This window comes from Catenulispora sp. GP43, assembly GCF_041260665.1.
GTDB lineage: Bacteria > Actinomycetota > Actinomycetes > Streptomycetales > Catenulisporaceae > Catenulispora.
This window is the reverse complement of the sequence record NZ_JBGCCT010000020.1, coordinates 150,780-171,850: the sequence shown is the minus strand read 5'-3', so window position 1 is coordinate 171,850 and position 21,071 is coordinate 150,780. Positions and strand designations below refer to the sequence as shown.

Genomic DNA, 21,071 nt, shown 5'->3' with positions numbered 1-21,071 from the left:
CCAAACACGTGGCCACCTCCGTCCCGCTATCCGGCCTCGACCTTCTCCCGCAGCCGTCCCAGGATCTGCGACAGCAGCCGCGACACCTGCATCTGCGAGACGCCGAGCTCGGCGCCGATCTGGGCCTGGGACATGTTGCGGAAGAACTTCATCAGCAGGATCTTCTTGTCCCGGGTGCTCAGCTCGGCCAGCAGCGGTTTGAGCGCCTCGCGGTCGACGACCAGGTCGAAGCCGGGGTCGACGTCGCCCATCAGTTCGCCCATGCTGGCGCCATCGCCGTCGGCCATGGACACCGGGACGTCCAGCGAGGCGGTGTGGTGCGCGGCGCTGGCCTCGTAGGCCTCGGCCACCTCGTCGGCCGTCAGCTCCAGGCGCTCGGCGATCTCGGCGGCGGTCGGCGGGTGGCCGAGCTGCTGGGACAGTTCGCGTTCGGCGGCGCGGACCGCCAGGGCGTTCTCCTGCACCCGGCGGGGGACGTGCACGTCCCAGGTGGTGTCCCGGAAGTGCCGCCGGACCTCGCCGGCGATCATCGGGGTGGCGTAGGTGAGGAACGCCGCGCCGTAGTCCGGGTCGAAGTTGTCGACGGCCTTGACCAGGCCGAGGTAGGCCACCTGTTCCAGGTCCGACTGCGCCTCGCCGCGCTGGCGGAACTTGCCCGCGATGTACCGGGCGTAGGACATGTACTCGCCGATGACGTAGTCGCGCAGGCTCCCGTACTCGGGATCACCAGGCGGCATCTTGCGCAGCCGGACCAGTGCGGCTCGGGCCGCGGCCCGTTCCCGGGCATAGTCCTCTTGCTTGGCGGGCGCGTTCACGGTCACTCTCCCGCCGTGCGGCGCTTCAGGATCTCCACGTGCACCGTGGGACCCTCCACCTTCCACTGGATGTCGTCCACCAGCGCGCTGAGGATGGTCCAGCCGAACTCGTCGTCCTGCGGCCGGGCGGCGTTGCGCGCGTCCCGGCTGAGGATGACGCGCAGCTCGGAGGCCTCGAGGACGAACCGGCACGCCAGGTCCCCCAGACCGGACAGGCCCGCCTGCTCGTCGCGCACCGTGTGCCGCAGCAGCAGCCCGCAGGCCTCGTCGACGGCCAGGCGCAGGTCGGCGACCTCCGGCAGGGTGAACCCGGCCCTGGTCGCCACGTGCGCGCTGGCCGAGCGGATGACCGGCAGGTAGTCGGCGTGGGCCGGGACCTCGATCAGGACGGTCTCAGCAGCGGCCTCGGCAACGCGGGCTGTCCCCGCGGGCTGTGTTTCAGCATCCATGTCTGTTCTCCGGCGATGTCTCATTGCTCGGGCCACTGCCGGTGCATCCGGTGGGCGAGGAGCCGCTATGCCCCAGCCGATGGGAACCAAACGGTGTCGCCGACCGTGGCCCGGGTCACATCATGCGCCGGTCCCGCCGGAACGGGGCACGGGAAACCGTTCGCGGTCTCGTTGGTAGAGTCAGGGCGAACCCCCGAACCGGTGTCCGCCACCAGCGGCGGCAGCGTGCCTTGCACCATCGAGCACAGGAGCCGCCCATGGAATTCTCCTCCACCGTGACGCAGACACCACACCACGTGGTGCTCGCGGTCGCCGGCGACGTGGACCTCGCGGCCCACCGCCTCTTCCAGGCGGACATCGAGCAGGCCTGGGACGGCTCGAGCGACCTCGTCATCGACTGCGCACAGGTCACGTTCCTGGACTCCATGGGCCTGCGCGTGCTGGTCCACACGCTCCAGCGCGCCGCCGAGTACGACCGCCGCGTCACGCTCGCCGCGCCCTCGGCCCCGGTGACCCGCATCCTGGACCTCGCCGGGATCACGGAGATGTTCACCATCGTGGAGTCGGTACCGGGGACCGAAGGCTAGGGCAGCCGGCTTTTTTTGCGGGCGGGACTTCGACGGTTGAGGGCCACAAGGCGCTGGACCAAGGTGCTCATCAGCTCCTCGCGGCGCCGGCGCTCGTACTCGGCCCGGACGGATACCCAGAGGCAGAAACAGCCCAAGGGCACCTCCACACACAGCGCCAGCGCCAAGGCCACCGCGAATTCCTTCGCGGTGGGCGCGGACAGCACGTCGAACCAGGCGTCGATGAACAGCACCACCGCCGTCATCGCCGCCGTGACCTCCACATAGGCCCGGTGGCGCAGCAACGACCAGCCGGTCCGGATCAGCAGCGCGCACAGCAGCAGGTCGAAGCCGACCCACGAGGCGTTGTAGTGCGCGGCCTCGGACTTGTCCGGCAGGTAGACGGCCAGGTTCGCCGTCCAGGGCAGCGTGAGCACGCCCAGGGCGAGCAGAAGCCACCCGGTCCAGTGCGGGACGTTGCGCGGCGGGTTGACCACTGTCCCGTCGGCGGCGGTACCGCTCCCCTGGTCTTCGCTGTGCACTGATTCAGCACTCACGGCCCCCTCCGATTCCTCCACCCTGACCACCTGTGCCGCGCTACCTGTGAACGGCCCGCCGCCTGGCTCGCATCACGCCGAGCACCAGCGCGGCGCTGCCCGCACCGAGCACCGCTCCCCCGGCCACGTCACCGGGATAGTGCACGCCGGTGTGGACCCGCGAGTATCCGACCGTCGCGGCCAGCGCCCCCAACGGCGCCGCCGCGGCCGGCAGGATCCGCCCGACGGCGACCGCGAACGCGACGGCGGAGGCCGTGTGCCCGGACGGGAACGACGCCGAGCGCGGCATCACGACGTACCGTCTCGGGAACAGCCCCGGCTCGGCGCGCGCCGGACGGGGCCTGCGCGCCAACCGCTTCGCCAGCAGGTTCGCGCTCACCGACGCGACCGCGACGGCGCCCACCCCGGCCTCGGCGGCCAGGCGGGGCGCCGCGGGCCGGATGGCCAGCACCGCGGCGACGGCGAACGAGATCTTCGAGTGGTTCGCGGCCCGCGAGAGCCTGCGCAGCGCCACGTCGACGGCGTCGGAGGTCGGCGTGCGGGCCACGGCGGCGTACGCCTGCGCGTCGAGGTCCCCGAGCCGGCGCACCAGCGACCGGCCGCTCACCGCTGGCCTCCGGCGTGCGGAGCGGTCCCGAGACGGCCGAGCGCCAGGCCCAGCACGGTGCGCCACTCGGTCCGCAACGGCCGGTGCGGTGCGCTGTGCGGCCGGTTGCGCGGCACGCGGACGCGCAGCGCACCGGGGCGGATCGTGCAGACCACCGGCGCTTCCAGGCTCAGGGCCTCGCCGTCCACGGCGACCGGGATCCGCGGCTGGGCCGCCTCGACCCGCACCTCGCGGGCTTCGCGCACGGTCACCGCTGCGGACCCGGCCCCCAGCAGCGCCGTCTGCGCCGCGCTGAGCGCGCCTTCCACCCGGACGGCCACCACGCCCAGGAGCCCTCGGTCCAGGCGCGGACGGCGCCCGCCACCGAGGGTGCCGGACTCCAGATAAGGGTTGTTGCTCACCAGAAGCACGTGCGGGGAGGGCAGCCGGTCGCCGTCGGCGTCCACGGCGAGCGACGCCCCGTCGGCGGGGAGCAGGTCGGGCAGGCTGTCCAGCGCCGTTCCGGCCTTGGAGTCCCGGTATCGCGGGTCTTGGACGATCTCGGCATAGGCGCCGAACGACGCCGTGTTGACGAACGGCCTGTCGCCCACCGTCCCGAGGTCCACCCGCAGCTCCACCCCGTCGCGCAGGGCGTCCAGGCCGGCGGCCGGATCGTCGCGGTCCAGGCCCAGGTCCATCGCGAAGTGGTTGCGGGTGCCGGCGGACAGCACCAGGAACGGCAGACCGTGTTCGGCCGCGACCGCCGCCACCAGGGCCTGCGTACCGTCGCCGCCGGCCACGCCGAGCAGGTCCGCGCCCTCGGCCACGGCCCGGCGCGCCATCGCGGCGACGTCCTGGTCGGCGTCGGGATCCAGCAGGAGCACCCGGGCGCCGAGGGACTCGGCCCTGGCCACCAGGCCGAACTCGCCGACCTTGCCGCCCCCGGAGGCCGGGTTCATGATCAGCACCGGCTTGCGGGGCCGGGCGGTGCGCCGGTAGCGCGGCCGCTCGAACTCCGGCGGCCGGTCCAGCCCCCGCACCGCGGCCCGCGCGCAGAGCAGCCCGGCGGCCCCCAGCAGCGCGACGGCGACGCCGTCGAGCCAGAAGCCGGCCACCGCGGACAGCACGATCAGCACCACCGGCGCGGCCGCCGCCAGCGCCGCTCCCAGCCATCTCAGAACTCCGCGGCGGGCGATGAACCACCAGGCGCCGACCCCGGTCAGCAGCACCGTGGCCAGCACCGCCGCGACCATGATCAGGCCGTGGAAGAAGATGACGGTGACCACCAGCGCGGCCAGGGCCGCGAGCAGACAGAGCACCGCGATCTGGGCCAAGGTGCGGCTCCGACGGTCGACGCTCACCCGGTTCCTCCCTGCGGACGCCCGCACGCACTGCGGGCGAACACGACCTTGATCGACAGCTCGGCTCATCGGCGGCACGCTCGCGAGCCCGGTGCGGACGGCGGGGGACCGAACCCGGATCGGCCCGCCGCCGCAGACGCCGCTACAGACACAGACACCGCTACAGACGCCGCCACCGCGCCTCGCAGAACGAGTAGGCGCCGAACGCGGCCAGGCCCAGGGCCATCGCGATCAGGGCGAGCACGCCGAGCGGAGCGGCGGCCAGCGCCCGCAGAGTGCCGTCGACGCCGCGGGCGCGCGAGGGATCGAACCGGACGGCCGCGTCGATCAGGAAGCCGCCCGCGCCCACCACGATCGCGCCGCGCGCGGTCTTGCCGACGGCGCCCAGCATCAGCACCCGGCGCCGGGCGGGACCGGACAGCGAGCCGGTCCGCAGTTCCTTCGCGAACTTCTTCTCCAGCGCGTTCTTGATCATGAAGCCGCCGCCGATCACCAGGGCCGCCCCGACCGCGCCGACGAGCCACCGGCCGCCGCCGTGGCGCATCAGGTCGGTGGTGAAGTCGGTGGACTGCTGGTTCGAGGAACCGCTCGCATGGCCGGTGGCCGCGAACCGGGCCGTGGTGTACGCCGCGACGATGTACAGCACCGCTTTGCCGGCGGAGGCGAGCCGGGAACCGGCTCCGTCCTTGTCGGGCCGGTGCGGCCGCACCGCCAGCATCGTCCGCCACGCCGCCATCCCGGCGAACCCGACGACCAGGAACCAGAGCACGACGAAGCCGAACGGCTTGCCGGCGATGAGCTCCAGGGCGCCGGTGCGGTCGGCCTCACCGGCCCGGCGGTCCAGCGCGATGAGCAGCGCGATCCAGCCGACCAGCAGGTAGACCACGCCGCGGGCGACGAAGCCGGCGCGGCCGAGGGCGTCCAGGGCCCCCTTGTGCGAGTGCGACACCGCGGACCACGAGCCGCGGTGCCGGGTCCACGAACCCTGACGACGGGTTCGCGATACGGCGCGTGTACTCATCCCGGCTCCTTTTCCTCAGCAGCCGGCGCGTATTCGACGCGACCGGCCGGCGTCGGCTCCGCATGCCCCTGCCCGACGAAGGCAAACGAGATCGGACACACAGATGTGCGAGGAACGGGTCGCGCACGGGGATCCGGCGGCGGGTCAGGCTTCTGGGTCGACGTCGGGGTGCGTGAACCGCACGGGCCGGCCCAGCGACCGGGCGTAGGCGATTTCGGCTCGGGTGCTGTCCCCGACGTAGTCGCCGACGATGAGCACCTCATCGGCGAGCCGGATCTTCGCCCGGTGCAGATCGTCGAGTCGGGCCTTCAGCGCCTCGGCCTCGAGGGGATCGGACCAGAGTGCGTGCGGCGACTTCAGGTCACAGCCCGGTTTGACGACGATCTTTCCGGCTTTGGTCTCCCGCAGATCGGCCTCGGCCATCTCGGCCATGAAGCGGGTGGAGCCGCAGATCACGACGATACGCGGGAGGCTCAACAGCTTCTTCGCCTCGGCGAGCTTCTCCTCGGCGAGCGTCTCCTCAGGGGTGAGCAGTCGCGGGTTTGGCACTGGTTCTCCTAGCTAGGCGGGCAGCCCGGGCCGGCTCCACAAGGCGCGGACGGTCTTCCCGGTACCGGCGGGGTGCACCGCCGCCTCGTAGCTGGTGACGAGTTTGCTGATGATATGCATTCCCAGACCGCCGGGGGCGCCCTTCATGTCGACCTGGCGGATGGAGGGGACCAGGCTCTCCTTGTCCTCGACCTCGATCCGCAGCTGCCCCGGCGAGGCGGTCACGGTCAGCCGCCACCAGCCCCCGCCGTGGAGCACCGCGTTGCTCAACAGCTCCGAGACCACGAGCAGGACCGCGTCGCGGTCGACCCAGTCACAGCATTCGCGCAGGTGGCCCGCCGTGATCTGGCGCGCGCCGGCCAGGTCGGACTGGTCGGAGGTGATGACCAGCCGCCCGTCGTCGGGCGCGGCGTGCTCCGGGGTCTCCTGCTCGCTCATCACGGGGCCAGACCCAGGGAGCCGATCGCCGGGTCGAGACCGTCGGCGAAGTGGAACACCTCGATCAGATCCGTGACCTGGAACAGCAGGCGCACCTGGGGACGCAGCGGACCGACCAGCACCAGCTCGCTCGCCGCCCGGGCTTGCAGCAGGACGTGGAGCGTGGTCGAGTCCGCGAACTCCAGGCGGGACAGGTCCACGACGGTCCGCCCCTGCGGCGCCCCCTCGCGGGCCTCGGCGAACGCGGCGGTGATGTCCTCGACCCTGTCCAGGTCGACCTGGCCGGCCAGGGTGATCACCGGGACCGGGCCGTGCCAGGTCACCGCCACCTCGGGCGGTTCGTCGCCGGGGTCGCCGCCGCCGGGGTCGCTTCCGAAGGCTTGGTCACTTCCGAAGTCTTGTTCGCCGTCCTCGGCGTCCGCCGCTTCCCCGGGCGACAACAGGTCGCTGACACCGCCGACCGCGAGCAGGGCCGCCAACTGCGGGCTCTGCCGCTCCAGGATCAGCTGCGCGCCGGTCTCCGCGGCTTCGCGCCGTGCCATCAGCAGCGCCGACAGGCCGGCATAGTCGCAGGAGTGCACGTCCGCGCAGTCGATCCGGACATCACCGCCCGCCTCACGCAGGTGTGGCAGGGCCGCGCGAAAGGCCTCCAGGAACTCCTCAGCGTTGTCGTGGTCGAGGACGCCGCGCACGCTCAGCCCCAGCACCGTGGCGCCGTCGTCGCCGAGGATCGGTTCCACCGCGAGCTCGGTCATGCCGCCTGCGCCTCCATCGCGGCGTGCCCGGCGGCGTTCAGGCCCACGGCCCGGGGGAAGTCCCGCAGCTGTGTTCCGAGCAGATCCAGCGCGCTGGTCAGGGCCTGTGCCGGGACGCCGCGATCGGTGAGGATCGCCCGCGTCCAGGCGATGAACGCCGCGAACAGGGAAGCGTCGTCGACGTACAGCGCGCAGGCCAGAAACCGTACGACATGGTCGATGTCCTCGATGGTGTACTGCATCTGCTGCGGGGTGTACTCGCGCATCATCGGGTTCCGCTCCCCCAGCGCGGACACGATCGCGGCGACGATCCGCGGCCGGTTGGTCGCGACGTGCGTGTACTCCTGGTCGGCCAGATGCGGGAGGTCGTCGACGGCCTGGTGCGGCGGGCGCGGGCGCGGCATGGGCCGGTCGAGCACGGCCAGCGCCGAGCGCGCGTCGCGGGCCCAGGCGTCCGCGCCGAGCAGGCGTGCGTACTCCCCGTTCGGGCCGAAGGCGGCGCCGCCGGCCAGGACCGGGACCGAGGCCGCCTGGCACGCGGTGATCGCGGCGTGCGCGTCGGGCAGCCGCAGCGCCAGGCTCGCCGACAGGGCGACGACGTCCGGTCCGCTTTCGTGCAGATGCGCGATCAGGTGCGGTCCCGGGACGTGGGCGCCCAGGAAGTCCACCCGCCAGCCGCTCAGCGAGAGCACTTCGGCCAGCAGCCGGGCCGGCATCGCGTGCCACTCGCCGTCCACGCAAGCCACCGTGACCCGGCCTCGCGGCTCGGGGGCCCCGCGCCGGTAGCCGGGATGTCCGCCCAGGGCGGCCAGGACGCGGTCGCCCAGCGCGGTCGCGGCGTGTTCCTGCGCGACGCTGAGACGGTTGGCGGCCCATTCGGCGCCCACCCGGGACTGCGCGGCACCCACGAGGTCCAGCACCACGCTCTCCGGCGGGACGCCGTGGTCCAGCGCGGCCCAGGCCGCGGCCAGCGCCGCCGACTCGTCCCGGGCCATCAGGGCGTTCCAATAGTCGCTGACGGCTTGTGCGCTGACGGCCTGTGCCCTCACGGCGGTGGGAACACCGCCGGCCGCCTCCCTGCCGGTGTCCGCTCCGCTGAACCAGTCGGAGTACTCAGCCACTCGCGTTCTCTCCACTTTCAGCTGTCGTACGGGTTTTGGGCTGCCTGGATGTCCACCGCCGCGGCATTCGAAACCGGCGGTGTGATCGGCGTCATCGGCGCGGTGATGGCCACGACGGCCATGTCGTCGCGCCGGTTCGAGGACAGCCACTGCTCCGCCAGCATCTGGACGCGTTCGACGACGGCCTCGGCGGGCAGTCCCGCGCAACCGGCCAGCGCCTGCTCGAGACGCTCGGAGCCGTACAGCTCGGTCCCGGTGAGGCCTCCGACGGCGTCGGTGATGCCGTCGGAGTACAGCAGACAGGTCTCCCCCGGGGCCAGCACGAGCTCGGTGCCGGTGGCCCGCACCGACTCCACCGCCCCGATGAGCGTGCCGCGGGTCGCGGTGCGCTCCACGGTCCCGTCGGTCCGCACCACCAGCGGCGGCGGGTGTCCGCCGCAGGTCACCCGGACCGCCACGCCGTCTTCGACGCGCCGGGCCGAGGCCAGCACCAGCGTCGCGAAGCGGGTGTGCCGGGAGCTGAGCAGCGCGCGGTTGAGCAGCTGGAGCATGCGTTCGTGGTCGCTCTCCACCATCCGCAGCGCGCCGATGCTGGTCCGGATCTTCCCGGCGAGCATCGCGGCCGCCACGCCCTTGCCGCAGACGTCGCCGAAGACCACCAGGATCCCGGGATCGGCGGGCACGGGCCCGTGGAAGTCGTAGAAGTCGCCGCCGAGCCGCTGCTCGTCGGGGTCAGGCTCGGCGGCATGAGGTCCTCGGCGAGCGTGCGGGCCAGCGTGGACTGCCGGGTGAACAGCAGCGCCGCGCTGATCGCGGCGCCGGCGCGCGCGGCGAACACCCGGGCCAGCGCCTCCTCGGGCTCGGTGAACCGCTCCTGGCCCCGGCCGCGCAGCAGGATGAGGGCGCCGGCCGGGATCCCGTTGCCCGGCAGCGGGGTCACGATCAGCGAACCCAGCTCCGCCAGACCGTCCGGCACCAGCCAGTCCGGGGCGGTGGCCGGATCGATCCAGCGCGAGGGCACCGGCGGGAAGCCCTGCAGCGCCTCGGACAGTCCGGGCACCTCGGCCGGGTCGACCCGCAGCACCCGCCGCTCGACGGCGCCGGCGCGGGTGACGCGCGTGATGGAGACGCGGCGCCGGGCCGGCGGCGCGACGACCACGGCGACCTCGGCCAGGTGCCGGGCCGCCAGGGTGGCCGTGATCTCCAGGGACCGCTCGACGTTGAGCGAGGACATCAGCTGGTTCGACGCCTCGACCAGGAAGGCCGTGCCGCCCGGGTCCAGCGCCGAGCCGGCCGCCGCGGCCTCGGGCCCGCCGTCGCCGGCCAGCCACCAGGCCATCCGGCCCCCGGGCCACCGGCCGGCCGTGCCGTGCACGCGCCGGTTCCCGATCCAGCCGCTGGCCCGCGAGCGGCCGCAGGCGTGCGCGTCGGCCAGCCAGGAGGGGACGCAGTCCTGGAAGTCGGCCTCGACCCGCATGCCCGGGACGCTCCGCACCGCCGCGGGATTGGCCTCGGCGACCCGGCCGTCGCCGTCCACCACGACGACGGGGAACGGGGCCAGGGCGAGTATCGAGGCCGCGGCGGTCGGGTCGAGGCTTTCCGTCACGGATTCGACGGGCACGTCGGGGCTCCCTTCCGCGACGGGACCGGAGTACCGCGCATGTCCGACGCCGATACCCCGCCCCGCCGTCTCGATTCACCGATCGCCGTGTTCATCGCCGTGTTCGTCGCCGGCCACATCGCGGTCTCAGCCCTGCGGCCGCTCCGGATCCGGCTCCCGCACCGAGAAGCGCTCGAGGGTGCCGGACAGCTCCAGCACGCGCAGGACCGGCGGCGAGGGCGCGGCCAACGCGAAGCCCACGCCCGCGTCCTCGGCCGCGAGCAGACCGGCGACCAGGGCGCGCAGGCCCATCGAGTCCATGAACGTGATCCCCGCGCAGTCGACGACGACCGGGCGTCCGGCCCCGACCAGTTCGACCACCCGGGCCTCCAGGTCGGCGTGCGCCGCGAAGTCCAGATCGCCGGTCAGGGTGAGGAGTGCGTGGTCCCGGTGGTCGGTGACCGTATAGCGGATACTGTTCATCTCACGATCCTGCGTGCGGGGGCACGGGAACCCCTGGTCGGCGGCGGATCGGCGCGATCCGCCCTGCGGCGGCGCGATCGACCCGGGCGGCGGGTGCCGCTCGCACCGAACTGTAGAATCAATCGTTTACATATGGCAACATTCCGTCGGCCCCCGAACCACCGCCGTCGCCCGTCGCGCGAGGTCACCGCGGTCCAGAGCATCGCATGTGCCGCCCGGCCGTCAAGCCACCGCCGTCAAGCCACACCGCTCTCCCGGCCGCCGTCCGGCCCGCCGGCGCGCAGGCGCTTCTCGATCGCCGCCTGCAGCCGGCCCAGATGGATCGACAGCCCCGCCAGGGAATCCGGCGGCAGCGTCCGGACGACCTCCTGCAGCTCCCGCAGTCGGGCGGAGCGGACGTCGGCGAGCACCCGGCGGGTCCGCGGGCTCAGCCGCAGTTCGACCTCGCGGCGGCTGTTGGTGCTCGGGGTGCGCTGGATGAGGCCGTCGGCCTCCATGCGGTCGCACAAGCGGCTGACGGCCGGGGGCCGGGTTCCCAGGACGTTCGCCAGGGCGCGCAGGTTGATGCCCTCGGAGCGCTCGATGGCGCGCAGGGCCCGCAACTGAGAAGGTGGAACCGGACCCCCTGGCAGCGATTCCAGGCCCCGCCCCTGCAAAGCGTCCAGCAGTTCCACGACGGCGGCAGCCGTCCCAGCGACCGTCTCGAACAGCGGCGGATCCTGGGGCACGCCACCACTGTGCCACTCCTTAGCCGAGGCAACCACCCGCCCGCCCGCGGGACCGCCGCGACGGGGAGCGCAGAGAATCAGGAAACGAAGTGATCGACTATCCAGCGGTGCAGCGGGCGCTGCACTCCGCCGCCCCCGAGGCGCTGCCGGAGACACTGCGGGCCGTCCTGCTCACCATGGGTATCAGTGACGTCCAGGTGCACCTGGTCGACTACGGGCTGCGGGTGCTCATCCCGGTCGCCGGTCCGCCGGACGCGGCCCCGCTGCCGGTCCGGGACAGCATCGAGGGCCGGGTGTTCGCCGGCCAGCAGCCGCTCGTGCACCAGCCGGACGAGGACATCGCCGTGGTGACTGTGCCGATGACCGTGCGCGGCGACCGGCACGGAACCCTGACCGCGCGCCTGCCGGCCGATGACGCCGACGCCGCCGAGATCGAGGCGCTGGAGTCGGTCGCCCGCCTGCTCGGGCACGAGATCGTGGTCGCCGACCGGGACACCGACCGATACCAGCGGGCCCGCCGCGCCGCCCGGCTCACGCTGGCCGCGGAGACCCAGTGGGAACTGCTGCCCGGCCGCTCCAGCCGGCGCCGTGAATACGCCCTCGGCGCCCAACTGGAGCCGGCCTACGCGATCCGCGGCGACGGCTACGACTGGGCCGCCGACGACACCAGCCTGAGCCTGGCCGTCGTCAACGGCATGGGAGAGGGCATCACGGCGGCGCTGCTGACGTCCCTGGCCGTGAACGCCCTGCGCAACGCCCGCCGCGCCGGCCTGGCCCTGGCCGACCAGGCGGCGCTGGCCGACCAGGCCGTGTTCGCGCAGCACCGCGGCGAGCTCTACGTCGCGGCCCTGTTGATGTCCTTCGCCTACGACACCGGCGAGGTGACGGTCGTGGACGCCGGGTCGCCGCAGATCTGGCGGCGCCGCGGCCGCTCCATCGAGCAGATCACCGTCGAGGCCCAGCTGCCGCTGGGCATGTTCGAGGAGACCGCCTACAAACCGCAGAGCTTCCAGGTGCTCCCCGGCGACCGGCTGGTCATCGTCAGCGACGGCGTCCACACCGCCCGCTCGCCGCTGGGCGAGGCCTATGTCGAGAAGGCTCTGCACCGGGGCATCAACGACTCGGCCCTGCTGCCGCCGGCCGAGGTGCCGATCGCGATCCTGCGCGAGGTGTCCGACCACAGGTCGGCCGACGCCGACGACGACGCGGTCGTGGTGTGCCTGGACTGGTACGGCCCGCAGACCGACGACTGACGCAGACCCGCGACTGACGCAAACCCAGCACTAACGCAGACCGGCGACTGATACAGACCCGGGACTGACCGGGCTTCCGTTCAATTCCCAAGTTTGCCTATCGCTTTCCTGGCTACAAGGGGCCGACTCGCCAGCCCGGCCCCGAAGCCGGACCAGGGATAGGAGACCCCGTGTACATCAGCGTCAGCGCCATCGTGCTCATCCTGCTGGTCCTCGTCGTGGTGATGATGATGCGGCGGCGGTAGTGCCCGGCCCGCGCCCCCCGCACCGGATCCGCCCCGAATCGACATGGTCAAAGGACTGAGCATGAACCTGGTGAGCCATTCCATCGACGTGGACGTCCCGATCGGCGCCGCCTACGGCTGCTGGTCGCGTTTCGAGTCCTTCCCGCATTTCATGAGCGGCGTGCGGAAGGTCGAGACGCTCGGCGGCGGCCGCTCGCGCTGGACGACCGAACTCGGCGGCGTCACGCGCGAGTTCGAAGCCCGCATCACCGACGAGCGCCCGGGCGAGCGCATCGCCTGGGAGAGCGTCGACGGTGATCTCTACCACTCCGGCGCCGTGACCTTCGCCGCGATCGACGCCGGCGGCACGCGCGTTACCGTCGACATCGCCTGGGAGCCCGACGGCCTCATCGAGAAGGCCGCCGGCGTGCTGGGCCTGGACGACCTGCAGATCGCGGTCGACGTGGAGCGGTTCAAACTGCACGTCGAGGCGGACAGCGGTGCCTCCCTTGCGTACACCCCGTGACAACCCCGCGACCTCGGGGACTGCCATAGACTCACCGCGCCGGGAGCGTGAGGACGCCGTGAGGAAGTGAGGAAATCAGTGGAGCAGGATTCTGCGGGTCATCTGCTGGACTTGATGACCGACCGCCGTGACGAGCTCGCGGCGGGCTGGATCGAGATGGTGTCGCGGACCCTGGCGGCCCGCGTCAGCCGCGCCGAGTTGGACCGCGAGCTGCACGAGCTCTACAGCGCGATCGTCGACGCCCTTCGGGGCGGCGTGCTCGATCCCGACGCCGAGGCCTGGACCGAGGTGCGCGCGCTGTTGACGGAGCTGTCACGCAACCGGGCCCGGCAGGGTTTCAGCCCGACGGAGACGGCGGTCAGCGTGTTCGCGCTGAAGGCCGGCCTGGAGCGGCTGCTGGATGAGGGGTCGACCGCGGACGTGGCGGCCTACCTCGCCTTGTCCCGGCTGACCGACGCCCTGGGCATGTTCACGGTGGACAGCTACACGGCGACCCGGGAGCAGATCATCAGCTCCCAGGGCGAGGAACTGCTGGAGCTGTCAACGCCGGTGGTGAAGCTGTGGGACGGGGTGATCGGTGTGCCGCTGGTGGGCACGCTGGACTCGGCGCGGACCCAGGTGGTGATGGAGAAGCTGCTGCAGGCCCTGGTCGACACCGGGTCGGCGCGCGCGATCATCGACATCACCGGGGTGCCGGCGGTCGACACCGAAGTCGCGCAGCACCTGCTCAAGACCGTGGTCGCGGCGCGGCTGATGGGTGCGGAGTGCATCGTGTCCGGGATCCGGCCGCAGATCGCGCAGACCATCGTGGCCCTGGGCATCGAGTTCGGCGACATCGTCACCAAGGCGACTCTGGCCGACGCCTTGCGGCACGCGCTGCGCGGGCTGGCCAACGGCGCCGTCCGTTCCGAGGGGGTACCGGGAGCGTGAGCGAGAGGCTGCCGATCCTGCGCATCGGCGAGAACCTGCTGGTGTCGATCCAGGTCGACCTGGACGACCAGACCGTGCTGAACCTGCAGGACGACCTGGCCGAGCAGGTGGTCAAGCACAGCGCCCGCGGGGTGGTCATCGACATCACCGCCGCGGAGATCGTCGACTCCTTCGTCGGCCGGATGCTGGCCACCATCGCCGCCATCAGCAGGCTGCTGGACGCCGAGACCGTCGTGGTCGGCATGCGCCCGGCCGTGGCCATCACCCTGGTCGAGCTGGGCCTGTCCCTGGGCGGCGTGCGCACCGCGCTGAACCTGGAGCAGGGCCTGGCCATCCTGGCAGAGAGCGCCAGAGCCCGACGAACGGCCACGGCGTGACCGATCCGCAGCGGGACACGACCGCCGGAGCACTCCACACACAGCCCATCGTCTCCTCCGACGACGTGGTGCGGGCGCGGCAGTTGGCCCGCACGCTGGCCGTGGACTGCGGGCTCTCGCTCGTGGAGCAGACCAAGCTGGTCACCGCCGCCAGCGAGCTGGCCCGCAACACCCTGGTCTACGGCGGCGGCGGTCGGATGGAGGGCTGGCTGCTGCAGCGCGCCGGCGCCCGCGGCGTCCGCCTGGCCTTCACCGACCAGGGCCCCGGCATCCCCGACACCGACCTGGCCCTGCGCGACGGCTGGTCCTCCGGCACCGGCATGGGCCTGGGCCTGTCCGGCGCCCGCCGCCTCGTGGACGACTTCAGCCTGGTCACCGCACCCGGTGAGGGCACCACGGTGACGGTGGTCAAGTGGACCCACTGACCACCGCGGCCGCCGACCAGGTCTGGATCCGCCAGGACGTCTCGCTGACCGCCCGCGCCCGGCGCAGCGCTGCGGAGCTGGCCCGCCGGGTGGGCATGTCCGCCGACCGGATCGGCCAGATCGAGCTGGCGGTCACCGAGGTCGCGGTCAACCTCGCCCACCACGCCGACGACGGGGCGCTGCTGCTGCGGCTCATCGAGGCCGGACCGGTGGCCGCGGTGGAACTGCTGGCCATCGACCACGGCCCGGGGATCGCCGACCTCGATCACGCGCGCCGCGCCGGGGTCTCCACCGCCGGGACCCCGGGGCTGGGCCTGGGCGTCGTGCAGCGCATGGCGGACTCCCTGGACGTGCACTCGCTGATGGGCCGGGGCACGGTGCTGGTGGCCCGGTTCCACGGCCGCGCGGAGTCGGGGGAGCCCGGCAGAGCCCTGCCCGAGCCGACCATCACCGGTCTGACGCGGCCGCTGAGCGGGGAGCAGGTGTGCGGGGACGCGTGGGGTGCCAGGCCGGTCGCCTCCGGCGACGGCCGGGGGCCCTGGCTGGTGATGGTCTGCGACGGGCTCGGCCACGGCCCGCTGGCCGCACGGGCCAGCGAACAGGCGCTGGCCGCCTTCCACCGCACCACCTCCGAGGACCCCAAGGACATCATCGCCGAGCTGCACCGCGCTTTGGCCGGCACCCGCGGCGGCGCGGCCGCGGTGGCCGCGATCGACTGGCACCGCCGCCGGATCGCCTTCTGCGGCATCGGCAACATCAGCGCCTTCGTCGTGGCCGACCAGGCCCGCTCCGCCCTGCTGTCCGCACCCGGCATCGTCGGCCACCACCTGCCGCGGCTGCGCGCCCACGAGGCGGAACTGCCACCGGGCGCCGGCATCGTGTTCCACTCCGACGGACTCACCGAACGCTGGAGCCCGGCGGCCATGCCGGGGCTGTTCACCGCCTCCAGCACGGTGATCGCCGCGCACCTGCTGCGCGAAGCCGGCGTGCGCCGGGACGACGCGAGCATCGTCGTGGTCAAGGACCCCGCGACCGCGGAGCCGGACCATGGCTGAGGACGGTGTGAGGGATCTGCGGCTGGTCGCGGTGACCGGCGAGCAAGACGTCTTCGCGCTGCGGCGCGACGCGCGCACGATCGCCGAGGTCGTGGGCGCCGACCGCCAGGACCGCATACGGCTCGCCACCGCACTGAGCGAACTGGGCCGGGACCGTCTGGCCGGCACCGGCGTGACGGTCCGCTTCGCCCTGGCCGCCCACCCGGCGCCCGCCCTGGAGGTGACCGTCCGGTGGAGCGACGGTCCGCCCCCGGGCGCCGAGGCGCTGGAATCCGCACACCGCCTCCTCCGCGAGGTGTCCAGCCATACGCGGGGCCGGCAAGGCCACGTGCGGCTGCGCCTGCCGGTGCCGCTGGCGCCGGACGGCTTCGCGGGAGCCGCCGACCGGCTGGCGGCACTCCTGACCGATGACGAATCCGCAGATCGCGAGGACGACTTGCGCGCCCAGACCCGGGACCTGATCATCGCGCTGGAAGAAGCGCGCGCACACAGCGAGGAGCTCCGGCTCCTCAACGAGGAACTCGAGAAGACCAACGCGGGCGTCATGGCGCTGTACGCGGAGATCTCCAGCGAGCTGGAGCAGACCAACTCAGGTGTGGTCGCGCTGCACGCCGAGCTGGAGGCCAAGAGCCGTCAACTGCGGGAGGCCAGCGAGTCCAAGACGCGCTTCTGGGCCAACGTCAGCCATGAGCTTCGCAGCCCTCTGAACTCGGTGATCGGGCTGAGCCGGCTGCTGGCCGAATCGGACCCGGCCGAGCTCGGGGAGCAGCAGCGCGAGCAGGTCGCGCTGATCGCCGCCTCCGGGCAGACGCTGCTGTCCCTGGTCGACGATCTGCTCGACGTGGCCAAGGCCGAGGCCGGGCAGCTCACCCCGCAGCCGGCCCCGGTGGACGTGGCGCTGCTGCTGGCGCAGATCGAGGCCGTCATGCGGCCCGCCGCCCCGAACCCCGCCGTCCAGCTGCTCTTCCCCGCGCCGGACGCGCTGCCCACGCTGGTCACCGACCAGACCATGCTCACCCGGATCCTGCGCAACCTCATCGGCAACAGCCTGAAGTTCACCGAACACGGCCATGTCCGGCTCAGCGTCCGGCCGGCGCGGGACATGATCGAGTTCGTGGTCGAGGACACCGGCATCGGCATCCCGCCGGCCGAGCTGACGAAGGTCTTCGAGGAGTTCCACCAGGTGCGCGGCACGCACCAGCGTGGCAAGTCCGGCACCGGGCTCGGGCTGCCCTACGCGCGCAGCCTGGTCACGCTTCTGGGCGGCACCATCGAACTGACCAGCACGGTCGGCGTGGGAACCACGGTGGTCGCGGCCCTGCCGGCCGCCGCCGAACCGGAACCGGAGCTGGAACGGGAACCGGAACCGGAGGCCGCGCAGGTCGGGCAGGTCGGGCAGGTCGGGCAGGTCGGGCAGGTCGGGCAGGTCGGGCAGGTCGGGCAGGTCGCCCAAGCCGCGCAGACCGCGCAGCCGACCCGGCTGCCGCTGATCGCCGCCGCCGACGATGATCCGGGTTTCGCGGCCGTGGTCCGTCCGGTGCTGGAGGCCGTAGCCGAGCGGGTGGTGCAACTGCCGGGCGGCCTGGAACTGCTGGAGTTCGTCGCGCGCGAGCAGCCCTCGGCGATCGTCGTCGACCTGGACATGCCCGACGTGGACGGCTACGAGGTGGTGCGCGTGCTCGCCGCCGATGCCCGGACCGCCGTCATCCCGGTCGTGGTCGTCACCGGCTTCCCGGCCGAGCAGGTCGACCGTGCCCGGTTGGAGCACGTGCGCGCGATGCTGAGCAAGGACACCGTGGACGCCGACGCCCTGCGCCGGGCCCTCGAGGACGGCTCGCCGTGAGCGTCCCGACGATCTCCGAGGACTCCCCCGGCCGGCTGCTGGTCGTCGACGACAGCGCGGCCGGCCGGTACGTCTTCGCCCAGTGGCTGCGCCGGGCCGGGCACGAGGTGCTGGAGGCCTCCGACGGCGCCGAGGCGCTGGAGCTGCTGGCCGACAACGGACCCCTGCCGGAGGTCGCGGTGCTGGACGTGGTCCTGCCCGACATGACCGGTTTCGAGCTCTGCCAGACCATCAAGGGCACGAAGGAGACCTCTGACATCCCGGTGGTGCACGTCTCGGCCTCGGCCGTCTCGGTCAGCGACCGCGCCCAGGGCCTGCAAGGCGGCGCCGACGCGTACCTGACCAAGCCCGTCGACCCCGACGAGCTGCTGGCCACCATCACCGCGGTCCTGCGCTACACCCGCGCCCGCCGCGCGGCACAGACCTTGGCCGAGCGGCTGCTCCTGCTCAACGAGGCCACGCTCCGGCTGCACGGGGCCACCGAGTTCACGCAGTTCGCCGCCGCCGCGGTCCACGGCACCCTCAGCGTCCTGGGGGCCGGGGCCGCCAGCGTCTACCTGAGCCTGTCCGGGCGGCCGGTGCGGACCTTCCAGCTCGACGACGCCTCGCCCCTGGTCTCCGAACCCATCAAGGCCGACCTGCTCGAAGAGATCACCGACACCGTCCTGGGCGCCCGGATCGGGGCCCGGACGATGTTCGTGCCGGTCCATGAATGGCGCGCCCTGGTGCCCGGGCCGAAGCTGTCCGGGGACGTCCTGGTCGCCGCCGTCCGCGCGCATCGCGGCCGGCCCCCGGTCTGTGTCGCGGTCTCGGTCGAGGAGCCGCCGTCCGAGGACGACCGCCGGCTGCTGCTGCAGATCGCGCAGGCCTGTTCCCTGTCGCTGGAGTCCTTGCGCAGCTACGCCGAGGAACACGCCCTCGCCCTGCAACTACAGCGGTCGTTCCTGCCGGCGCGTCTGCCCCGGCCGGCGGGCGTGGAGCTGGCGGTGCGCTACGTCCCGGCCAGCGCCCAGGCCGAGATCGGCGGCGACTTCTACGAGGCCATCTCCACCGGCGACGGCCTGCTGCTGGCGATCGGCGACGTCGTCGGGCACTCCGTGGAAGCGGCGATCCTGATGGGCGAGGTGCGCCACGCCCTGCGCGCCTACGCCATCGAGGGGCACCCGCCGGAGACGATCCTGGAACTGCTGGACACCCTGCTCAGCCGCGACCGCCCGGTGGTCACGGCCACGGTCTGCCTGGTGCTGGTCGAGCCGGGGCGGCGGCGGCTGCGCATCGCGAACGCCGGCCACATCCCGCCACTGCTGCTGACCGGGAGCGCCGCGGACCCATCAGGCCGCTTCATCACCGAGCACGGCCAGCTGCTCGGCATCGGCCGGGCCCGCTTCACCACGACCGACGTAGAGCTGACCGGCCCGGCCCGGCTCGTCCTGTGCACCGACGGCCTGGTCGAGAGCCGCGGCACGGACATCACCGAGAACCTCATCGCCTTCAAGGACGCCGCGGTCGGGCGCGAAGGCGGCATCGAGGAACTCTGTGACGCGCTGCTCGACACCTTCGGCCGGGGCAAGGACGACGACATCGCGCTGCTGGTGGCCGATCTGAGCCCGGCAGAGGACTGAACCAGGGCCGATGCGGGGTCGGGCGAGGACCGCTTGTTAGACCGCCGTCCGGCTGGGTACCCGGTGCCTCCCGAACGACGATCAGGAGCAGCCATGGTGCCGTGGAAGTCCCGCAAGAGGCAGACCGCGTATTCGCGGGTGCTGCGGCAGATATCAGAGCACGACGCCGTCTGGGCCGCCGAGAAGGTCGTCGGCACCGCATGGATGGCGACGCTGGACGAGAGCGAGGAACAGGCCGCCACGGCTCCGGGGCTCCTCCCCGAGCAACACGCCGCGCTGCGGCAGTTCGCCGAGCACGAGCGCACACGGTGGGAACAGGCACGCCGGATCCGCACCCTGGAGATCCTCTCCGACCGCGACCGCCTCACCGCCGCCGAGCCCCCGACGACGCGGGACTACGAACATCCGAGCGGTTGAACCGGGAACTCTTGGGTACCCGGGGCCCTCCTGAACTCCACTCCTTTTACCGAGAGGCGGCACATCAATGGGCTTGATCGCAGCAGTCCTGTTCGGCATCGCCTACTTCCTCCACGGAAGCGGCACGTCGACCAACGTCTGGGTCGACCCCACGAGCCTGATGCTCCTGGGTCTGGTGGCCCTGGCCCTGCACCTGCTCGGCGTCGGCGCCAAGTGGAACTACCGGCGCCGGTGAGGCGAAGGCCGGCGTGACCGATTCGTTATCAGACCCATGACAACCACTCCCCGCGTGACCCGTCATGTCGATGTGAGCAATATCGACCACGGAAGGCATGTCATGGCACGGGCGCGTTTTGTTGGGATCGTCGCAGTCACCGCAGTGGCGGGAAGCCTTGCCGCATGCGGAACCGGCAGTTCGAAACCGGCAGCGGCGCCGGCACCGGTCACCGTCACCTCGACCGTCCAGGCCCCGGCGACATCCTCGGCCACGACGACACCCGCGAGCGGCACGTCCAGCACGACGGCGGCGAACCCCACCACGGCCCAGTCGAGCACCCAGCCCACCGGCCGGAGCAGCTCGACGGCCGGCGGCGGCGTCGCCAACGCGGGCAACGAGGTCACGATCGTCGGCACCCTGCAATACCTCGCACCCGGCAAGTTCATCGTCCATCCCGACGATGGCAGTACGGACCAGGGTTTCTACGTCTCGGACGCCACGCGGATCCTGGGCGCGGCCGCGATCTGCGGCGGCCCCGACGGCAACGTCACGATCGGCGGGGACGACTACGGCACCACGAAGTGCACCGAGGCGCAGTTGGAGACCGCCGCCAAGGACAACAGCGTGAAGGTCCGGGTCACCATGGACCGCAAGACCGGCGACGTGGCGACGGTCGCGGAGAAGTACCATCCGTGATCGCGCCCCGACGCTTGCCGTACCGCGCCACCTAGGCGCCGTGTGAGGCCGTCGCCCGGGAACGGCTCCGCGTTCCCGGGCCCGGCGAGGGCGGCGCGGCGAGCGGGTCCTGCGCCGGCGGCTGGAGCGACTGGACGAGCTCCGCCAACCGCGCGACGGCTTCCGGCCGGACCGAATAGCAGATCTTCGTACCCTCACGCCGGGTCCGCACCAGGCCCGCCTCCCGCAGCACCTTCAGATGCTGGGAGATCGTGGGCTGGCGGACCGCGAACAGTTCCGTGAAGTCGCAGGCGCAGGTCTCGGGCGTGGCCGCGAGCTGGCGCAGCATGCCCAGACGGGTCGGGTGGGCGATCGCTCGCAGCATGCTCAGCGGGTCATCGGCGGAGGGCATAGCCCATCGTATCGCGCCAGGACACGCCGATCACCTGCATATATTTGACGGTGACTATATAGGGGT

26 protein-coding genes are annotated in these 21,071 nt (G+C 72.5%); 12 read left to right on the top strand and 14 right to left on the bottom strand.

Features of this window, described 5'->3' with window-relative positions; translation table 11 throughout:
• Positions 1-26: 26 nt before the first annotated feature.
• On the bottom strand, positions 27-815 hold the full coding sequence (locus ABH926_RS34155) for a SigB/SigF/SigG family RNA polymerase sigma factor (RefSeq protein ID WP_370370081.1): 789 nt from the start codon (positions 813-815) through the stop codon (positions 27-29).
• A 2-nt stretch (positions 816-817) separates the two neighbouring features.
• Positions 818-1,264, bottom strand: a complete 447-nt coding sequence (locus tag ABH926_RS34150; RefSeq protein ID WP_370370080.1) for an ATP-binding protein — start codon at positions 1,262-1,264, stop codon at positions 818-820.
• Between the two features lie 257 nt (positions 1,265-1,521).
• On the opposite strand from ABH926_RS34150, the gene ABH926_RS34145 reads away from it, so the two are divergent.
• Complete coding sequence (locus ABH926_RS34145) at positions 1,522-1,851, top strand: STAS domain-containing protein (protein ID WP_370370079.1); 330 nt, start codon at positions 1,522-1,524, stop codon at positions 1,849-1,851.
• On the opposite strand, the gene ABH926_RS34140 is transcribed toward ABH926_RS34145, so the two are convergent.
• The 11 genes from ABH926_RS34140 to ABH926_RS34090 form a co-directional block, all read right to left on the bottom strand.
• On the bottom strand, positions 1,848-2,387 hold the full coding sequence (locus tag ABH926_RS34140) for a hypothetical protein (protein ID WP_370370078.1): 540 nt from the start codon (positions 2,385-2,387) through the stop codon (positions 1,848-1,850). The two genes, ABH926_RS34145 and ABH926_RS34140, sit on opposite strands and share 4 nt — an antisense overlap.
• Positions 2,388-2,427: 40 nt before the next feature.
• Positions 2,428-2,994 (bottom strand): phosphatase PAP2 family protein, encoded by a 567-nt coding sequence (locus tag ABH926_RS34135; protein WP_370370077.1) that lies wholly within the window; start codon positions 2,992-2,994, stop codon positions 2,428-2,430.
• Complete coding sequence (locus tag ABH926_RS34130; RefSeq protein WP_370370075.1) at positions 2,991-4,334, bottom strand: diacylglycerol kinase family protein; 1,344 nt, start codon at positions 4,332-4,334, stop codon at positions 2,991-2,993. Before ABH926_RS34130 ends, ABH926_RS34135 begins: the two co-directional genes overlap by 4 nt.
• A 160-nt stretch (positions 4,335-4,494) precedes the next feature.
• A complete protein-coding gene (locus ABH926_RS34125; protein WP_370370074.1) occupies positions 4,495-5,355 on the bottom strand; it encodes a DUF1206 domain-containing protein in 861 nt (286 codons plus the stop codon).
• A gap of 144 nt (positions 5,356-5,499) precedes the next feature.
• A complete protein-coding gene (locus tag ABH926_RS34120; RefSeq protein ID WP_370370073.1) occupies positions 5,500-5,904 on the bottom strand; it encodes a hypothetical protein in 405 nt (134 codons plus the stop codon).
• 12 nt (positions 5,905-5,916) lie between these two features.
• A complete protein-coding gene (locus ABH926_RS34115) occupies positions 5,917-6,342 on the bottom strand; it encodes an ATP-binding protein (protein WP_370370072.1) in 426 nt (141 codons plus the stop codon).
• On the bottom strand, positions 6,342-7,097 hold the full coding sequence (locus ABH926_RS34110) for an STAS domain-containing protein (protein WP_370370071.1): 756 nt from the start codon (positions 7,095-7,097) through the stop codon (positions 6,342-6,344). The genes ABH926_RS34115 and ABH926_RS34110 overlap by 1 nt, the downstream gene beginning before the upstream one ends.
• Entirely contained in the window at positions 7,094-8,146 is a 1,053-nt protein-coding gene (locus tag ABH926_RS34105; protein WP_370370151.1) for a B12-binding domain-containing protein, read from the bottom strand. Before ABH926_RS34105 ends, ABH926_RS34110 begins: the two co-directional genes overlap by 4 nt.
• 89 nt (positions 8,147-8,235) lie before the next feature.
• Positions 8,236-8,835 (bottom strand): PP2C family protein-serine/threonine phosphatase, encoded by a 600-nt coding sequence (locus tag ABH926_RS34100; RefSeq protein ID WP_370370070.1) that lies wholly within the window; start codon positions 8,833-8,835, stop codon positions 8,236-8,238.
• A gap of 1,130 nt (positions 8,836-9,965) precedes the next feature.
• Complete coding sequence (locus tag ABH926_RS34095; protein WP_370370069.1) at positions 9,966-10,301, bottom strand: STAS domain-containing protein; 336 nt, start codon at positions 10,299-10,301, stop codon at positions 9,966-9,968.
• 236 nt (positions 10,302-10,537) lie between these two features.
• The gene (locus ABH926_RS34090; protein ID WP_370370068.1) at positions 10,538-11,029 is read right to left on the bottom strand and encodes a MarR family winged helix-turn-helix transcriptional regulator; all 492 of its coding nucleotides are present in this window, start codon (positions 11,027-11,029) and stop codon (positions 10,538-10,540) included.
• An 89-nt stretch (positions 11,030-11,118) separates the two neighbouring features.
• Between ABH926_RS34090 and ABH926_RS34085 the strand changes: the two genes are divergently transcribed.
• The 11 genes from ABH926_RS34085 to ABH926_RS34035 all read left to right on the top strand — a co-directional run bounded on the left by ABH926_RS34085 (position 11,119) and on the right by ABH926_RS34035 (position 20,614).
• Positions 11,119-12,282, top strand: a complete 1,164-nt coding sequence (locus tag ABH926_RS34085) for a PP2C family protein-serine/threonine phosphatase (RefSeq protein WP_370370066.1) — start codon at positions 11,119-11,121, stop codon at positions 12,280-12,282.
• Between the two features lie 306 nt (positions 12,283-12,588).
• Complete coding sequence (locus ABH926_RS34080) at positions 12,589-13,032, top strand: SRPBCC family protein (protein WP_370370065.1); 444 nt, start codon at positions 12,589-12,591, stop codon at positions 13,030-13,032.
• A 114-nt stretch (positions 13,033-13,146) separates the two neighbouring features.
• Positions 13,147-13,962 carry an STAS domain-containing protein gene (locus ABH926_RS34075; protein ID WP_370370064.1) on the top strand — a complete coding sequence of 272 codons (816 nt, stop codon included), beginning with the start codon at positions 13,147-13,149 and terminating at the stop codon, positions 13,960-13,962.
• Entirely contained in the window at positions 13,959-14,339 is a 381-nt protein-coding gene (locus tag ABH926_RS34070) for an STAS domain-containing protein (protein WP_370370063.1), read from the top strand. The genes ABH926_RS34075 and ABH926_RS34070 overlap by 4 nt, the downstream gene beginning before the upstream one ends.
• Positions 14,336-14,764 carry an anti-sigma regulatory factor gene (locus ABH926_RS34065; RefSeq protein ID WP_370370062.1) on the top strand — a complete coding sequence of 143 codons (429 nt, stop codon included), beginning with the start codon at positions 14,336-14,338 and terminating at the stop codon, positions 14,762-14,764. Before ABH926_RS34070 ends, ABH926_RS34065 begins: the two co-directional genes overlap by 4 nt.
• On the top strand, positions 14,752-15,819 hold the full coding sequence (locus tag ABH926_RS34060; RefSeq protein ID WP_370370060.1) for an ATP-binding SpoIIE family protein phosphatase: 1,068 nt from the start codon (positions 14,752-14,754) through the stop codon (positions 15,817-15,819). Before ABH926_RS34065 ends, ABH926_RS34060 begins: the two co-directional genes overlap by 13 nt.
• Positions 15,812-17,662: a hybrid sensor histidine kinase/response regulator gene (locus tag ABH926_RS34055; RefSeq protein ID WP_370370058.1), complete on the top strand. Its 1,851-nt coding sequence runs from the start codon at positions 15,812-15,814 to the stop codon at positions 17,660-17,662. The genes ABH926_RS34060 and ABH926_RS34055 overlap by 8 nt, the downstream gene beginning before the upstream one ends.
• A complete protein-coding gene (locus ABH926_RS34050) occupies positions 17,659-19,284 on the top strand; it encodes a SpoIIE family protein phosphatase (RefSeq protein WP_370370056.1) in 1,626 nt (541 codons plus the stop codon). Before ABH926_RS34055 ends, ABH926_RS34050 begins: the two co-directional genes overlap by 4 nt.
• A gap of 93 nt (positions 19,285-19,377) precedes the next feature.
• The gene (locus ABH926_RS34045) at positions 19,378-19,701 is read left to right on the top strand and encodes a hypothetical protein (RefSeq protein WP_370370055.1); all 324 of its coding nucleotides are present in this window, start codon (positions 19,378-19,380) and stop codon (positions 19,699-19,701) included.
• A 67-nt stretch (positions 19,702-19,768) separates the two neighbouring features.
• Complete coding sequence (locus tag ABH926_RS34040; RefSeq protein WP_370370053.1) at positions 19,769-19,936, top strand: hypothetical protein; 168 nt, start codon at positions 19,769-19,771, stop codon at positions 19,934-19,936.
• Between the two features lie 144 nt (positions 19,937-20,080).
• Positions 20,081-20,614, top strand: coding sequence for a hypothetical protein (locus ABH926_RS34035; RefSeq protein ID WP_370370052.1), 534 nt, complete (start codon positions 20,081-20,083; stop codon positions 20,612-20,614).
• 31 nt (positions 20,615-20,645) lie between these two features.
• Here the strand turns inward: ABH926_RS34035 and ABH926_RS34030 are convergent, their stop codons facing one another.
• Positions 20,646-21,005, bottom strand: a complete 360-nt coding sequence (locus ABH926_RS34030) for an ArsR/SmtB family transcription factor (protein ID WP_370370050.1) — start codon at positions 21,003-21,005, stop codon at positions 20,646-20,648.
• Between the last annotated feature and the right edge of the window lie 66 nt (positions 21,006-21,071).

Bases quoted from the DNA above. Each gene is read 5' to 3' on its own strand.
- ABH926_RS34110 (WP_370370071.1), bottom strand. From the start codon at position 7,097: ATGACCGAGCTCGCGGTGGAACCGATCCTCGGCGACGACGGCGCCACG.
- ABH926_RS34095 (WP_370370069.1), bottom strand. From the start codon at position 10,301: ATGAACAGTATCCGCTATACGGTCACCGACCACCGGGACCACGCACTC.
- ABH926_RS34040 (WP_370370053.1), top strand. From the start codon at position 19,769: ATGGGCTTGATCGCAGCAGTCCTGTTCGGCATCGCCTACTTCCTCCAC.
- ABH926_RS34115 (WP_370370072.1), bottom strand. From the start codon at position 6,342: ATGAGCGAGCAGGAGACCCCGGAGCACGCCGCGCCCGACGACGGGCGG.
- ABH926_RS34080 (WP_370370065.1), top strand. From the start codon at position 12,589: ATGAACCTGGTGAGCCATTCCATCGACGTGGACGTCCCGATCGGCGCC.
- ABH926_RS34100 (WP_370370070.1), bottom strand. From the start codon at position 8,835: ATGCTCGCCGGGAAGATCCGGACCAGCATCGGCGCGCTGCGGATGGTG.
- ABH926_RS34030 (WP_370370050.1), bottom strand. From the start codon at position 21,005: ATGCCCTCCGCCGATGACCCGCTGAGCATGCTGCGAGCGATCGCCCAC.
- ABH926_RS34075 (WP_370370064.1), top strand. From the start codon at position 13,147: ATGACCGACCGCCGTGACGAGCTCGCGGCGGGCTGGATCGAGATGGTG.
- ABH926_RS34150 (WP_370370080.1), bottom strand. From the start codon at position 1,264: ATGGATGCTGAAACACAGCCCGCGGGGACAGCCCGCGTTGCCGAGGCC.
- ABH926_RS34145 (WP_370370079.1), top strand. From the start codon at position 1,522: ATGGAATTCTCCTCCACCGTGACGCAGACACCACACCACGTGGTGCTC.
- ABH926_RS34055 (WP_370370058.1), top strand. From the start codon at position 15,812: ATGGCTGAGGACGGTGTGAGGGATCTGCGGCTGGTCGCGGTGACCGGC.
- ABH926_RS34045 (WP_370370055.1), top strand. From the start codon at position 19,378: ATGGTGCCGTGGAAGTCCCGCAAGAGGCAGACCGCGTATTCGCGGGTG.
- ABH926_RS34125 (WP_370370074.1), bottom strand. From the start codon at position 5,355: ATGAGTACACGCGCCGTATCGCGAACCCGTCGTCAGGGTTCGTGGACC.